Source organism: Mesorhizobium alhagi CCNWXJ12-2 (genome assembly GCF_000236565.1).
GTDB lineage: Bacteria > Pseudomonadota > Alphaproteobacteria > Rhizobiales > Rhizobiaceae > Allomesorhizobium > Allomesorhizobium alhagi.
Window position 1 is genome coordinate 1 of the sequence record NZ_AHAM01000189.1, and the last position, 15,834, is coordinate 15,834.

Annotated in this window: 11 protein-coding genes and 2 pseudogenes; 11 read left to right on the top strand and 2 right to left on the bottom strand. The window is 60.1% G+C overall.

Going from position 1 to position 15,834, the window contains the following annotated elements; genetic code table 11:
- Positions 1-151, top strand: a pseudogene (locus tag MAXJ12_RS39005) (IS630 family transposase); the annotation flags it as partial.
- A 550-nt stretch (positions 152-701) separates the two neighbouring features.
- A complete protein-coding gene (locus MAXJ12_RS40360) occupies positions 702-1,478 on the top strand; it encodes a reverse transcriptase domain-containing protein (RefSeq protein WP_478212006.1) in 777 nt (258 codons plus the stop codon).
- A gap of 787 nt (positions 1,479-2,265) precedes the next feature.
- Here MAXJ12_RS40360 and MAXJ12_RS22130 read toward each other — a convergent pair.
- Both MAXJ12_RS22130 and MAXJ12_RS35450 read right to left on the bottom strand, forming a co-directional pair.
- A complete protein-coding gene (locus MAXJ12_RS22130) occupies positions 2,266-3,453 on the bottom strand; it encodes an IS701 family transposase (RefSeq protein ID WP_008838226.1) in 1,188 nt (395 codons plus the stop codon).
- 70 nt (positions 3,454-3,523) lie between these two features.
- A pseudogene (locus MAXJ12_RS35450) lies at positions 3,524-3,789 on the bottom strand (transposase); the annotation flags it as partial.
- A gap of 359 nt (positions 3,790-4,148) precedes the next feature.
- On the opposite strand from MAXJ12_RS35450, the gene MAXJ12_RS22135 reads away from it, so the two are divergent.
- From MAXJ12_RS22135 to MAXJ12_RS22175, 9 genes are all read left to right on the top strand, one after another.
- Positions 4,149-5,213, top strand: a complete 1,065-nt coding sequence (locus MAXJ12_RS22135) for an ABC transporter ATP-binding protein (protein WP_244421549.1) — start codon at positions 4,149-4,151, stop codon at positions 5,211-5,213.
- Positions 5,183-6,283: an ABC transporter substrate-binding protein gene (locus MAXJ12_RS22140; RefSeq protein ID WP_244421550.1), complete on the top strand. Its 1,101-nt coding sequence runs from the start codon at positions 5,183-5,185 to the stop codon at positions 6,281-6,283. The genes MAXJ12_RS22135 and MAXJ12_RS22140 overlap by 31 nt, the downstream gene beginning before the upstream one ends.
- A gap of 25 nt (positions 6,284-6,308) precedes the next feature.
- Positions 6,309-7,610 carry an ABC transporter permease gene (locus tag MAXJ12_RS22145; protein WP_008838230.1) on the top strand — a complete coding sequence of 434 codons (1,302 nt, stop codon included), beginning with the start codon at positions 6,309-6,311 and terminating at the stop codon, positions 7,608-7,610.
- A 2-nt stretch (positions 7,611-7,612) separates the two neighbouring features.
- Complete coding sequence (locus MAXJ12_RS22150; RefSeq protein WP_008838231.1) at positions 7,613-8,413, top strand: ABC transporter permease; 801 nt, start codon at positions 7,613-7,615, stop codon at positions 8,411-8,413.
- Between the two features lie 4 nt (positions 8,414-8,417).
- Entirely contained in the window at positions 8,418-9,776 is a 1,359-nt protein-coding gene (locus MAXJ12_RS22155) for an NAD(P)/FAD-dependent oxidoreductase (protein WP_008838232.1), read from the top strand.
- A gap of 12 nt (positions 9,777-9,788) precedes the next feature.
- Positions 9,789-10,595, top strand: a complete 807-nt coding sequence (locus MAXJ12_RS22160; RefSeq protein ID WP_008838233.1) for an IclR family transcriptional regulator — start codon at positions 9,789-9,791, stop codon at positions 10,593-10,595.
- Between the two features lie 256 nt (positions 10,596-10,851).
- The gene (locus MAXJ12_RS22165) at positions 10,852-12,342 is read left to right on the top strand and encodes an aldehyde dehydrogenase (protein ID WP_008838234.1); all 1,491 of its coding nucleotides are present in this window, start codon (positions 10,852-10,854) and stop codon (positions 12,340-12,342) included.
- 74 nt (positions 12,343-12,416) lie between these two features.
- On the top strand, positions 12,417-14,462 hold the full coding sequence (locus MAXJ12_RS22170; RefSeq protein ID WP_008838235.1) for an oxidoreductase: 2,046 nt from the start codon (positions 12,417-12,419) through the stop codon (positions 14,460-14,462).
- Positions 14,463-14,488: 26 nt separating this feature from the next.
- On the top strand, positions 14,489-15,802 hold the full coding sequence (locus tag MAXJ12_RS22175) for an aspartate aminotransferase family protein (RefSeq protein ID WP_008838236.1): 1,314 nt from the start codon (positions 14,489-14,491) through the stop codon (positions 15,800-15,802).
- Positions 15,803-15,834 lie beyond the last annotated feature (32 nt).

Genomic DNA, 15,834 nt, shown 5'->3' on the forward strand with positions numbered 1-15,834 from the left:
GATGGCCTTCTCAAAGCTCAAGGCCTTGCTCAGAAAAGCGGCCGCACGATCCGTGGATGAACTCTGGTCGGTCGTCGCAGACTGCCTCCCAGCCTTCAAAGCCAACGAATGCCGCAACTATTTCGAGGCCGCTGGATATGAACCGGAGTAAGTCGAATCTGCTCTAGTACTACAGTTGGTGCGCCGGGAGACCGGCAAGGAGTAGACGGTGGAAGTCCGTTACGATGAAGGAATAGCGAGCCACATCGGCCCCGAGCCGTGCGCAGGCATCCGTGAGGAGGTCGGCGAAGCGTCGGCAGGGGAGTGCATAGGCCAGCCATTGAGCCGCGAAAGAGGGTTTTTCCGGGCGCCGACGCCGTCAACTGGGCGGAAGGCGAAATGGGCAGGCGCGCAAGCGCGAGTGTCTGTCCGGCCCGGCGTGGTCGGAGACCCTGGCATGTGCAGACGCTCCTTGTACGGGAACCGGGAGATCTCTGGATTGGCCATACACCCCAAGACTAATGGGGTGGGATGGTCCGCAACGGGAAGGTGAGGAGCCGTAGCCGTTGATGCACGATCCAGAGAAGTCTGACTCCGGCATAGTAGCTGTGAAACCGACGAACAAAGCCGGGCAACCGGCAGCGGAGCCGGTGGAGCCAAGGCTGGGGACCAAGGGGAACGCGGAACAGCAGCACATGCACCGGACCCAGAGCCGGGCTCGCATGTCCCAGTCGCTGGACCGCGTACGGCAAGCCGCAAGGCTGAGGAAGAAGGAACAGTTCACCGCGCTCTTCCACCATATCAATGTCGACACGCTTCGGACGGCGTTCTACGCGCTCAGGCGCAAGGCCGCGCCCGGGGTGGATGGCATGACGTGGCAGGACTACGAGGCAGACCTTGAGCGCAAGCTTGAGGACCTGCACAGACGGGTTCAACGGGGAGCGTACCGCCCGCAACCGTCGCGCCGGACGTACATACCGAAGGCGGATGGAAAGCAGCGGCCGCTGGCGATTGCAGCCCTGGAAGACAAGGTCGTCCAAGGGGCAACGGTCATGGTGCTCAATGCCATCTATGAAGGTGACTTCTGCGGTTTCTCCTACGGGTTTCGGCCCGGACGAGGACCACATGATGCGTTGGACGCTCTGTGCGTGGCGATCGATAAGCGGAAGGTGAACTGGATTTTGGACGCCGACATCCAGAACTTTTTCGGGAGCGTCAGCCAGGATTGGCTCGTACGCTTCCTGGAACACAGGATCGGCGACAAGCGCATCATCCGCCTGATCCGGAAATGGCTGAAGGCGGGCATCCTCGAAGACGGGATCGTGACGGTGGATGACAGGGGTACGGGTCAAGGCTCGGTGATTTCGCCGCTTCTTGGCAACGTTTACCTGCACTACGTCCTCGACTTGTGGGCCCAGCGCTGGAGACAGCGCGAGGCCACCGGCGACATGATCATCGTGCGCTATGCCGATGATATGATCGTCGGCTTTCGAGCATGAGGGCGACGCTCGTCGTTTCCTCGATGCGATGCGTGCGAGGCTTGAGGAGTTCATGCTGTTGCTTCATCCGGACAAGACCCGCCTGATTGAGTTTGGCCGCCATGCAGCGGCCAATCGCAAGCGGCGCGGGCTCAGCAAACCGGAAACCTTCGCGTTTCTAGGCTTCACTTTCATCTGCGGCAGGTCTCGCCGGGGCAGATTCCTGCTCGTGCGGAAGACCCGGCGAGACCGCATGCAGACGAAGCTCCGAAACATAAAGGAGGAGCTACGGCGCCGAATGCATTGGCCGATCCCTGAGCAGGGGAGATGGTTGAGGCAAGTTGTTACCGGCCACTTCGCCTATTTTGCCGTGCCGACAAATGGCCGCGCTTTACAGGCGTTCCGATGCCATGTGACCGATCTCTGGCGGCGTACGCTCAGGCGTCGCAGTCAGCGCAACAGGACAACTTGGACGAGGATCACAAGGTTGGCCGGGGACTGGCTCCCACAAGCCAAAATCCTTCATCCATGGCCAAACCAGCGCTTCGCCGTCAGGCACCCGAGGTAGGAGCCGAGTGCCCGAATTGGGCTCGCTCGGATCTGCGCGGGGGGCGCTCAGCAATGGGCGTCCCTACCGTGAACAGATGACCTCTTTTCTTGTAGTGAGCGATCATGGCCTGGGCTTGATGCCGTCGTCGCCAAAGCGACCAGGCGAAAATGAAGGCACGGCTGTGAAGCTTTCGCCTGATGAGGCGCATGATCAACGTTCGAATTTCGGCGACGGTGGGGATGAGAGCGATTTTGCGCGTCAGGCTGCGATTGCTGACTTTGGACTCGTTTCGTTCGGTTTGCCGAGAGCCGAACGGCGCAAATCGGCGCCGAGTTTGGCCAGGAAAGCGGCTGCCGCCATGACCAGCGTCATATGACGGTGCCAGCCGTGCCATGAGCGGGCTTCGCAATGATCGAGACCGAGATCGTCCTTGGCGCGCTGGAAACATTCCTCGATCGTCCAGCGCAAGCCCGCGGCGCCGGCCAGTTCTACGAGCGTCGCGTCCGCGGGCGCAAACACCAGATAAAAGCTAAGCGCATGCGGATCGGAGCGGCTCCTGCGGATGAGGACGTAGCGGGCAAAGCCTTCGTCCACGACATAGGGCAGAGCAATGCGTGCCCAGTCGTAGAGCCTGAGGCCCTTGGCGCCTTCACCCGCCGGAAGCGCCTGCCAGGCCTCGGCGGCGAGTTCCTCGGCCATCTCTTTCGGATCCGTCTGCAGCAGCCCCTGATCGGTCAGCATGCGCAAGGTATGATTGGACCGTATCGCAAGAACATAAGGCTGTCGGCGCTCCTCGAGCATGCGCCGGGTCTGATAATCCCCGCCATAGGCTGCGTCGGCCAGAACCCACGCGCACGGCACACCCCTGTCGAGCGCGTCGGCCAACATGGCGCGCGCGATCGCCGGCTTGGTCGCGAATGCCACGTCTTCGGGAATATGCGCAGCCCTGCGGCGCGCCTCGTCCTTGGCCCACGCTTCCGGCAAGTAAAGCCGCCGATCGATGAGTGCCTGGCCGAAACGGCTGGCATAGGCGGCAAACACGCCAACCTGACAGTTTTCGATCCGACCGGCGGTTCCCGAATATTGCCGCGCGACCCCAACCGAATGCTGGCCTTTCTTCAGGAAACCGGTGTCATCGACAACCAGCACACCCGATCGGTCGCCAAGCGCCTCAGTGACATAGTCAAAAACAACAGCGCGCATCATCTCGCAATCCCAATGCGAGCGGCCAAGCAGCGCCTGCATCCGCCACGGCCTCTCCAGGCCCGCCTGTTCGGCCAGCAGCCAGCCGGTCTTGCGCTCAATCCCCGACAAAAGACCGTCGATGAACGCACCGCAGCTCGCGCGCGCTTCCGAGCGACGGAACACCGAACAAAGCCGGCCTTTCAATGCCGTCAGTTCCCGCTCCCAACCAATCCCGGATCCAGCCCAGTCCGAAACAGACATTCCAGATTCTCCTCAAGCTAAACGCCTGAGATGAATCATGATTTGGCATCAATTGCAACTGTAGTACTAGACGTGAGGCGTCCATCAGGGCTGCTTTTCGCGCGTCGGCCACAGCCTCCCACTGGGTTTCGGCATCGGCCTTCGTGTCCTGCGCGAAGATGGTCGTCGGCATCGCGGCAACCGCCATGCGCTGCTTATAAGAGTCGGCGCGCGCGCAAGCGGATTGCGCTCCAGTGACTGCGGCATCTCTGGTGCGTGGCGTGAACACCCGGCGGGCGGCGGCGCGCAGGCCCTTGTGGTCGTCTCGATGACCAGCGTCCCACCGCCCAGGCCGCGAGTTCGCGGCCGAGATGGGGTTTCAGTCCCACGCCCTGCCATTGCCACCGAGGGCGTCGTTGCAGCCTACGAACAGATCGTCGGTGAGAAGTGGAAACCCTTCGAGCGGGCCGTCGAAAAAACTGCGAAACGAATCCACCTCCACTGGGGCTGGGGGCCTGCCGCGTTCGGCAGCCCCCAAATATGCTGCAGGACACAATACGGATGCGGCAACGCCACCGGGTCAAGATTTGCGCATTGGGGATTGACGAAGGAAAACTCGAATGCTTCTATTCTCGATCTTCAATAAGCGGTCTCGTTAATCGAGAAAAACGGAATAGGCACCCTCAGCCATGGTTCAGCCCCCGATACATGTCGGCATGACCGGCATATCCAAGACCTACGACGGCCATAGCTTCGTCGTCCGCGATCTCAACCTTGAGATCGCAAAGGGTGAATTCCTCACGCTTCTAGGTCCTTCGGGGTCGGGCAAGACGACGACGCTGATGATGCTCGCTGGCTTCGAATATCCCTCAAGTGGCGAAATCACGCTTGACGGGCGGCCGATTCAGGACAAGCCGCCGGAAAAGCGGAACATCGGCATGGTGTTCCAGAACTATGCGCTCTTCCCGCATATGACCGTCGCCGAGAATGTTGGGTACTCATTGCGGGTGCGCGGCCTTTCCAAGGAGCAGATCGGCGCTCGCGTCGGCGAAGCGCTGGCGATGGTGCAGCTTTCCAATCTTGCGCAACGGAAGCCGACAGCCTTGTCGGGCGGTCAGCAACAAAGGGTCGCGCTCGCACGGGCACTTGTCTTCGAGCCCAGCCTTGTCTTGATGGATGAACCACTTGGTGCCCTGGACAAAAAGCTGCGCGAGGACCTGCAACTCGAAATTCGTCGGATCGCCGATCGGCTTGACCTCACGGTCGTCTATGTGACGCACGATCAGCATGAAGCGCTGACGATGTCCGATAAGATCGCCATCTTTAGCGACGGCTGCATTCAGCAGATCGGCTCGGCGCAGGAGATCTATGGTTGTCCTGCCAACCGTTTCGTAGCCGAGTTCGTTGGCGACAATAACTGTCTCGATGCGAAAGTCGTCTCGATCGAAGGCGACCTGGTGCGCGCAAGGCTCGTCGGCGGGCAGGAAATGCGGGCCCGCAGCAGCGTGCACTCGAAGGTCGATCAGCGCGCGACGATTGCCATCAGACCGGAGAGCGTGCGCATCGCGGTGCAGGAGCGCGCAGAAACGCTGCGCGGCCAGGTCTGCGACGTCATCTACTGTGGTGACCAGTTCCGGATCCACGTCGAACTGCCGGGCGGGGAACGGTTAATTGCGAAGAGTTCATCATCGTTAGGGGTTCCGATGGAGAAGGGCAGACCTGTCCTTCTCGATTGGGAGCCGCACGATGCATGGGCGCTCGACGGCAGACAACGCAACTGAAAATCCAGAGAGGACATCACATGCTACGAGCGAGTTTCTTCAAGCGATCATGGCTGGTCGGGCTGATCTTGGCCGCAGGAGCCTTCCCTGCTACGGCAGACGGCCTGACGGTCGTGTCCTGGGGTGGGGCCCTGCAGGAGGCACAGGCAAAAACTTTTTTCGATCCATATGCAAAAATGAAGAACATCACCGTGACTCAGGATACCTGGAGCGGTGAACTGGCCAAGCTGCGTGCCATGGTCGACAGTGGCAATGTCGCGTGGGATGTTATCGACGTCGATCCGCAAACCGGGGCGACCGCATGCGACCAGGGGTTGCTTGAGAAGATCGGCTCTGACACGGCCTTCAAGTCCGCAGGCCTCGTCGATGGCGCCCTTACCGACTGCGCGGTGGGAACAAGCGTGTACGCAACCATCCTTGCGTTTCAGAAACAGGCGTTCCCGAAGGCGCCCACCAGACTGACGGACATTTTCGACACAACGAACTTCCCGGGCAAACGTGGCTTTCGCAAGAGCCCCGTCGACACGCTTGAACTCGCCTTGATTGCCGACGGCGTCGCGACGGCTGATGTCTACGCCACTCTGGCAACCGCAGAGGGCGTTGATCGGGCCTTCAAGAAGCTCGACACAATCAAGAAGGATATAGTTTGGTGGGAGGCTGGCGCGCAACCGCCGCAGCTTCTGAAGTCCGGCGAGGTGAAGATGGCGCTGGCCTGGAACGGCCGCATAGCGGACGCCAATGCCAAGGAAAATGCCGATCTTGGGATCGCCTGGACCAATCAGATCCGCGGCTTCGACATGTGGGTCATCCCATCCGGTTCCAAGAACATGGAGCGGGCCAAGGATTTCGTGGCCTTCACCGTCAAGCCGGACGTCAATGCCGCCTTGAGCAACCACATTGCCTATGGTCCAACCGTAAAGGCGGCCAGCGATCTCGTCGCCAAGGACGTGCTGCCGAACCTGCCGTCAGCTCCTGAGAACAGTGAGGCGGCCTTGGCCCAAGACGGAGCATTTTGGGCCAAGAACAGCGACACGCTGAACGCCCGATTCGCCAGCTGGATTTCCCAGTAGGCCGATCAGTGGGAGGTCTTAGACAATGCTTCCGTACGGCGACGTGGGCTTGTTCATGACGCAGGATGATGCGCCTGCGGCAAAACGCGCGTCGCCGACGACGGGTGTCGACGTTCGCTCTTCGATCAGGCGCGACAGCAACCGGAGGACAGTCCTGGCTGCCCTTCCGGCGGCGCCGCTCCTGATCTTTCTGCTTCTGTTCATGGTGATCCCGTTAGGCTCGATCTTACATACGTCGCTGTCGGATGGAGAAATCGACAAGGCCCTGCCACGAACCACGCACGCGCTTTCGGCCTGGGACGGAGAAGACCTGCCGCCCCCGGCCGTCTACATGATGCTTGGACGGGAGCTGGAGGCGGCGAGCAGCGCCGGATCCCTGCGCCCGCTCGGGCGTCGGGTGGGGTACGAATTGTCGCGCGGAATGCAGATCATTCTCGACGGCCATCGGGGACTGTCAGGCGACTTCGATCGCGCCGACCCCCAGGGCTGGAAAGCCGAGCTGATCAAGGCGGAGCCGGCTTGGGGCCAACGCGGAATCTGGAGCGTCATCAAGCGGCACAACGGTCGTTACAGCGCCTTCTATTTCCGATGGGCGACGGGCATTCCTGTGAAGATCGACGCAGATGGTCGGTCGTCGCTCGAAACCGCCTATGAATTTCGCTCGATCTATCTCAGGACAATACTCATCAGCCTCATTGTGACGGGCCTTACGATCGTGATCGGATACCCGGTTGCGTATGTCATCGCCAATTCCAGTGGGGGGATGGCGGCAGTCCTCCTGTTCTTCATTCTCCTCCCGTTCTGGACCTCGCTGCTGGTGCGGACCATGTCGTGGATCGTCTTTCTCCAGACGAACGGTGTGCTTAACAATGCGCTGGCTGGAATGGGGCTGCGTTCCGAGCCGCTGTCCCTACTTTACACGCGCATGGCGACGATCATCGCGATGATCCAGATCCAACTGCCATTCACGGTCCTGCCCATGATCAGCGTGATGCGGGCAATTCCGGTGAACCAGGTCAAGGCAGCCCGCAGCCTTGGTGCGGGCCCGCTCCTGGCCCACGCCACGATTTTTCTGCCGCAGGCAATTCCAGGCGTTGCGGCCGGCGGACTTCTCACCTTTGTCCTGTGCCTTGGATTCTACCTGACCCCGGCATTGGTCGGCGGTCCGTCGGATCAGATGGTGAGCTTCTTCATTGCAAGATTTACCAATGAGGAACTGAATTGGGGGCTCGCTTCGGCACTCAGCGTCGTCCTGATCGTCGCAGCGGGTATCGTTGCTCTGCCCCTGGCGCGACATGTCGCACGTCACTCATCGGATCGGATCTGAGCATGAGCCGCCGCGTCTATTCCGAGTTTCCTGCCTACATTCGGATCCCGCTTTATGCGTTTGTGGGGATCGCGCTTCTACTGTTGATGCTTCCGCTAGCGGTCGCGCTTCCGATCTCGATCAATGCCGATCCCTGGTTCACCTACCCATTCCGTGCAATCTCTCTTCGTTGGTTCACTCAGCTTTTTTCCTCGCCTTTATGGACCGGGGCTATGGTCAACAGTCTCGTGATTGCCGTTTCCACGACGGCCGTCGCCACAATTTTGGGCACGCTCGCGGCAATCGGGCTTGTCAATCCACGGTTTCCGTTCCGCGCCGCCGTGATGGCGCTCGCGATCTCGCCTATGATCGTTCCCGTCGTCGTGCTGGGCCTCGGTCTGTTCATTTTCTTTTCGCCGCTCGGGCTCAACTATTCGTTCGCTGGCGTCGTTATTGCCCACACCATTCTTGCATCGCCCTTCGTTGTGATCACCGTCACGGCGACACTGACGCGCTTCGACTTTAGCCTGATGCGGGCCGCGGCGGGTCTCGGCGCCGGCCGGGTGACGGCATTTCGAACGGTGATGCTTCCAATTATCGCTCCAGGCGTAGCAGCCGGGGCGATCTTCGCATTCGCCTCGTCATTCGACGAAGTGGTGATGGTACTGTTTATTGCCGGGCCTCAGCAGCGCACGGTTCCAAAACAAATGTTCACTGGACTGCGTGAACAGCTCGATCCCACGATCCTGGCCGCCGCCGCGGTGATGATCCTACTGACGAGTTGCCTGATGGCTGTAGCCTACAACGCCAATAGAAAAAGGTAACCGAATGCTGCACGCCATGTCGCGAAACACCGGGAAGCTTGGTGCGGCGCAAGCCGGATTGTTCGCCGACGATTATCTCGAGGAGCCTTATTGGTGGTCGGCGGCACCGCTTTCCGCTGCCGACGGGAACACAGTACCCGGCAGCCTTGACGGTAAGGCTGATGTTGTCATCGTTGGTGGCGGCATTACGGGTCTGGTCGCCGCGCTGCATCTGGCGCGCTCGGGTTGTGACGTTGCAGTTCTCGATGCGCAGAGGATCGGCGAAGGCGCTGCACGGCGCAACGCCGGTTTCGTCGGTCGCACGCTCAAGCGGTCTGTTGAATGGCTGGCGGAAAGGTCGGGGCGCGAGCACGCGATGAAGGTCTATCGTGAGCTTGATGCCGCTCTCCATGGTGTCCAGGCCTTCGTCGAGCGTGAGCGTATCGAATGTCACTACCAGACCTGCGGCCGCTTCATTGCCGCCAATTCGAAAGCCCATTTTCGAGCTTTGATTGCCGAACTCGAACAGACCCGACAAGCCGTCGGGTTTGACTATTCTGTGGTCGAGAAACATGATGTTCATAAGGAAATCGCCTCCGACTGCTACCATGGCGGCGCGGTCATTCCCGATCTCGGTTCGATTCACCCCGGGCTTTATCACGCGAGCCTTGTCCGCAAGGCGCTCGATGCCGGCGTTAGGTTGTACCCTCTTACGAACGTCGTGGGCGTCGATCATGGTGCGAGTGGGAAAACCATTCGAACTTCGAAAGGCGACATTGCTGCCCTTCATGTCGTCGTCGCCACCAACGGCTATACGAGCCGTAACCTCAAATGGCTTGCAAGGCGGGTTATTCCTTTCCGTGGTTTTGTTATTGCAACCGAGCTGTTGCCACCGGAAACAATCGACAAAGTGATACCGCGCCGCCGCACCTATCTCGACACCAGGATGAACATCGATTTTATCCGCCCGGCGCCTGATTCAAGCCGCATTCTTTTTGGTGGCATGACCGGTACGGCGAGTTCGACGGCGACGCCGCTCGCCGGCGCGCTCCGCGATCGCCTGGTGAAAATTCTGCCAGATCTCAAGGGCGTCCGCCTTAGTCGTGCCTGGACGGGGCACTGTGCCGGAACCTTCGATTTCATGCCCCATATCGGCACGAAGGACGGCGTGCACTTCGCCCTCGGCTATAACTTCGCAGGCATTCCTCTGGGAACACATTTCGGGGAGAAGATTGCAGCCCGAATTCTTCAACGAGGAGACACGTCATCTGTCTTCGATGTCGAAAAATTTCCTACGGCGCCATTCTTCAACGGCTCTCCGTGGTTCGTGCCCTTGGCTATGCGCTATTTCGACTGGCATGATGATCGAATCGCAAAAGGCTAGGGCGCATACATCATGGCAAAGAGTACGACGACCAAGGCGGCCACCGAAAAGCCCCTGGAGCGTTATGTGCGAATTCTTGAGATCGTCGCCGGTTTTCCGGATGGCATTTCAGGGACTGCCGTCGGCGAGATGCTCGATCTGCCGAAGGCCTCGGCCTACAGGCTGATGAAGAGCTTGGCTGATGTTGAGTTGATCGAGCCAAGCGGCCCAAAGACGGCCAATTTCAAGCTCGGACGACGGCTCGAAAGGCTGCTTTTTTCTGGCGCGAGCGACGAATGGTTCAAGGCCGTCGCACGCCCGACTTTACAAGAGCTCTCAGAAAAGACCGGCCAAGCCTGCTTTATCGCACGACTGGCCGGCGACAGCGTCCGCAGCGTCGACATGGTCGCGCCCGACAATCTGGTGAGGGCCTACATCGTCCCGGGACATGAAATTCCAGCCCATGCCGGCGCCTCTGCCAAGGCGATCCTCGCCTTTCAGGACCCGAACTTCATCGCTTCAATGCTTGACAAGCCACTCAAGCGGTTCACGGCGGCGACCAAAGTCGACTTCGATGTTCTCGTGGAAGAGCTGCAACTCGTCCGCAAAACCGGCGTGGCCTATTGCATCGGAGAAGATGTGGACGGATTTGCTGCGATCGCCGCCCCGATCAGGATCGACGGGCAGCGTACGCAGCATAGCCTATGCGTGACGGGAACGATCCAGGGGATCATCGACACAAACCGAGAACTTAATGTTGCACTGGTCAGGCGCATGGCGGAGAAACTTTCCAAGATTCTCGAGAAACAATTCCAGCAGACGTTGAAAATTGCAGTTTGAATTCAGGTATCCGCGGTTATCAAGCAGCGTTCGGTAGCAGCCGAAGCGATTCGATTGGCATGCGTCATTGACAGTATTGAATGTCCTGCGTGAAATCTGCAAACTAGGCATAAAACATTTCTAACAAATACCATTGAGGCACTCGCTTACAGAGCAGCGAGTTTCGAGGGGCACGATTCATCTTGACAGAAAGCGGCCGGCAATCTATTTTCTCGTTAATTGAAATATCATATCGATTATCGAGAAAGGTGATCCCATGAGCGTGATCGACTGGCGTCAAGCCGCTTCAAATCTCAATTTCCGCAATCAGGCGTTTATTGACGGCAAATTTGTCGACGCAGTATCCGGGGGCGTCTTCGATGCGATCAATCCTGCCGATGGGACAACGCTCGCCCAAATAGCGTCGTGCGACGCGGCGGATGTCGACCTGGCCGTACGCTCCGCGCGCAAGGCTTTCGATGCTGGCTCCTGGTCGCGGCGCTCGCCGAGCGAGCGCAAGAAAGTGCTGCAACGGTTCGCCGATCTGATGCATCAGCACGGGGATGAACTGGCCCTGCTCGAGACCTTGAACATGGGCAAGCCGATCTCTGACGCACGGTCCATCGATGTCCCGGCATCGGCCAATACGATCGCCTGGTACGCCGAGGCGATCGACAAGATCTACGACGAGATTGCTCCGACCGGCAGCGGTGCACTGGGCATGATTACCCGCGAGCCCGTTGGCGTCGTGGCTGCGGTTGTTCCATGGAATTTTCCTTTGCTGATGGCATGCTGGAAACTCGGGCCAGCGCTCGCGGCAGGCAACTCAGTCATTCTCAAACCGGCCGAGCAGTCGCCGCTTTCCGCGATCCGGCTCGCGGAGCTCGCGGCGGAGGCCGGCATTCCGGATGGGGTGTTCAACGTGGTCACCGGCCTTGGCGAGACTGCGGGTAGGGCGCTTGGCCTTCACTTGGATGTGGACGCGGTGACGTTCACTGGCTCGACTGAAGTCGGCAAGCTCTTCATGAGCTATTCTGCCCAGTCGAATATGAAGCGCATCGCGCTCGAATGCGGAGGCAAAACCCCACATATTGTCATGGCCGACTGTGGCAACCTGGACGAAGCTGCGACGGCGGCGGCCTATGGCATCTTCTTCAACCAGGGTGAAGTCTGTAACGCCGGGTCACGTCTGCTGGTCGACGCCAAGATCAAGGATGTGTTTATCGAGAAGGTTATTGCTGTCGGGAAAACGCTTACGGTTGGCAATCCCCTCGATGCCGCCACGAAGCTTGGCGCCATGGTCAGCCAAGTTCAAATGCAACGGGTGCTCGACTACATCGATGTCGGCGCCAAGGAAGGCGCCGAGCTCAGATCCGGCGGCAGCCGCGTCCTCAGCGAGACAGGCGGCTATTATATCGAGCCGACCGTCTTCGACAACGTCAGCAACAAGATGCGGATTGCGCAGGAGGAGATCTTCGGCCCCGTCCTCGCCACCATCTCCTTCTCCGGGGTGGAGGAAGCGGTCGCGCTCGCCAACGACACCATCTACGGTCTCGCCGCCGCAGTTTGGACTGACAATATCGACATCGCGCTGTCCACCGCGCGTCGGTTGAGGGCAGGCTCGGTCTGGGTCAACAACTTCGACGAGAGCAACATTACGATGCCCTTTGGCGGTTACAAACAGTCGGGCTTCGGTCGGGACAAATCTTTGCACGCGATCGACAAATACACCGAGCTCAAGGCGACCTGGATCAAGATCCGCGCTTAGCCGTCCTCTCGGCTGCAACCAATGACAAAGCACGCCGGCCTCGCTCTTTGACGCTAGGCCAGAAAGAGCCATGCATGCGGGATCCACGCTTCGATATCCTGTTCCAGCCGGTGCAGATCGGACCTGTTGGCGCCCGCAACCGCTTCTATCAGACGCCTCATTGCAACGGCATGGGCAATTTGCGTCCGCAAGCCCATGCGGCGATGCGCGGCATCAAGGCGGAGGGCGGGTGGGCAGTGGTCAATACAGAACACTGCTCGGTCCATCCGTCCGGCGATCTGATGCCGGAAGTTCTGCAGATGCTGTGGGATGACGGCGATATTCCGCCGCTCGCCCTCATGGTCGAAGCGGTGCACGAGCACGGTTCGCTCGCCGGCGTGCAACTCGCCTATCCCGCATATTACAATGCCAATCGCATGACCCGCGACGTACCGCTTGGGCCGATGGATCGGCCGGTCAGCGGGCATCATCCGGTGCAGGTCCGCGCCATGGACAAATCTGACATCAAGGCGCTCCTGGGTTGGTGGAAGGCGGCGGCGCAACGCGCGCGCAAGGCAGGCTTCGATATTCTCAACGTCGACAGCAATTTCTCCACCATCGCCTTCCAATTCATTTCGCCCCGCAATCAGCGCACGGACGAGTACGGCGGTTCTCTGAAGAATCGGGTTCGCCTGCTGAAAGAATTGATCGAGGTGACGCGCGAGGGCGGCGGTGATGCCTGTGCCGTCAGCGTAAGGCTGATCATCGACGAACTGTTCGGGCCGGAAGGGCTCCGCGCCGCAGAGGAAGGCATAGAGGCCATCGGCATGCTCGCCGAACTGCCCGACCTGTGGGATCTCGTCGTCGGAACGTGGGCTGACGATTCGCCGACCTCGCGCTTCGCGGCGGAGAACGACCATGAGCCGTTCATGGTCGGGATCAAGGCGGTCACCACCAAGCCGGTCGTGGGTGTCGGGCGCTTCACCTCGCCCGACACGATGGCGAGCCTTGTCCGTCGTGGCGTGCTCGACATGATCGGGGCTGCGCGTCCCTCGATCGCCGATCCCTTTCTGCCAAAGAAGATCGAAGAGGGGCGCTATGAGGATATCCGGGAATGCATCGGCTGCAACATCTGTGTGTCGAGCCATTTCGCCATGACGAACCTTCGCTGCACCCAGAATCCGACCATGGGCGAAGAATGGCGCCGCGGCTGGCATCCCGAGCGAATTGCCGGGAAATCGAGCAATGCGACTGTGCTCGTAATCGGCGGTGGGCCGGCCGGTCTTGAATGCGCCCGGGCTCTCGGCGAACGCGGCTATGGCGTGACCTTGGCCGAGCGGGAGAGTCGTCTTGGCGGTCGCGTCACGCTCGAAGGCGAACTGCCGGGCCTTCGTGAATGGCTGAGGGTCCGCGACTGGCGCGTTACACAGATCGACAAGCTGGCGAATGTCGGCGTTTATCTCCAAAGCGATCTGGGAATCGCCGACATTCTCGAATTTGACGCCGACGAAGTCGTTCTGGCGACAGGATCGCGATGGCGCAGAGATGGCATCGGACGCGCGGCGTTCAAGCCGCTTGCACTGTCATCCGGCCCGCCTGTGTTCACGCCGGATGATGTCATGGGCGGCAACATTCCCTCGGGCCGAATCATCGTCTATGACGACGATCACTATTACATGGGCGCCGTCATCGCCGAGAAGCTGGCCGTTGCCGGCAACGAAATTACGCTGGTGACACCGGCGGCGGATGTCTCGTCCTTCACCGTCAATACGCTTGAGAACATCCGGACGGCAAAGCGGCTTCATGAGCGCGGCGTGGTGATGGTTACGCACAAGGCGCTCGTCGGCACGCAGGACGATCAGGCGCTCCTCGTCGATGCGCGGACGGGCGCGGGCGAGCATAGAGAAGCCGACGCGCTTGTCCTCGTTACGGCGCGGCTCCCTCGCACCGAACTCTTCACCGCGTTGACCGCGCGCATCGAGGAGCGACAGGCAGGCCGGCTGCGACGCGTTTCACGCATTGGCGATTGCGAAGCGCCGGCTGCGATCTTTGCGGCCGTCCACTCAGGCCACCGCTTTGCGCAAGAATTCGAGAACGACCACCCGATCTTGCGCCGTGAGCGGATCAACCTTACTGCCTAACAACAAGACCGAGCAAAGAGCGCCCCATGTCAGTCCCGTCCTCCCCAAACTCCGAAAAGCTCTATGCCCGCGCTCTCCAGGTCATGCCTGGGGGAAATACGCGTACGACGGTCTATCGAGCACCCCATCAGATCTATGCCAAGCGCGGTGATGGCTGCCGCATCACTGACGTGGACGGCACCGTGCGGATCGACGCCCTGGGGAACTTCACTGCCCTGATACATGGCTATGGCAATCGCCATATCCTGGAGGCGGCGACCCGGCAGCTCGAAGCCGGAACGTGTTTCGGAGCGCCCACCGAGAGCGAGATCCGGCTGTCAGAGATACTCTGCGAGCGCCTGCCCTCTGTCGAGCAGCTTCGCTACACCAATTCCGGCACTGAAGCGGTGATGAATGCAATCAAGGCCGCGCGTGCCTATACCGGCCGACCAAAGATCGCAAAATGCGAGGGTGCCTACCACGGGACCTACGACCCGGCCGAGACAAGTCAGGACGCCAGCCCCGCTACCTGGGGCGATATCGACAGACCGGGATCCGTGCCGACCGCCAAAGGGACACCCCAGGGGGTGCTTGACGACGTCGTCGTCATTCCATTCAACAATACCCAGGTCGCTGAGGCGATCCTACGTGCTAGCGGCAACAATCTCGCGGCCGTGCTCGTCGATGTCATGCCCAACCGCGCGGGCCTGGTGCCGGCCACGCCCGAATTTTTGGCGATGCTGCGGCGAGTCACGCGAGAACTCGGGGCACTGCTGATTCTCGACGAGGTCATCACATTTCGCCTTGGCTACAATGGCGCGCAAGGTCGTTTCGACATCGACCCGGACATTACGACACTCGGTAAAGTTATCGGGGGCGGCTTTGCGATCGGCGCCATTGGCGGCCGTGCGGAAGTTATGTCGGTGTTCGATCCGAGCAAGGGAGCGCCCGCCGTGCCACACGGCGGCACGTTCAGCGCCAACCCTATGTCGATGTCAGCTGGAATCGCAGCGATCGAGGAACTGACGCCTGCCGCTTTCGAGAAACTTGAGGCACTCGGCGATCGCTTTGACCAAGGTATTCGTACTTGTTTTACCCGAAATGGAATCCAGGGGCAGGTTACGGGATTGGGTTCACTTCGACGTGTCCATCTGACAGACGCCCCGCTGAGCGACTATCGCTCAACATTTGCTGCGGCAGATGGCCCTACGCGCGTATCTGCTCTTGCAAAGGCGTTATTCGACGAAGGTGTAATTATCGCAGGCAACGGGCTCTTGGCGTTCTCCACAGCCATGGAAGAGGCCGACGTTGATGAAATAATACGAGGCTTCGACCGAGTCTTGCTGCCGTTCACGCGATGAAATCGGCGGAGAACCCCCGGCATCTTAAGGAG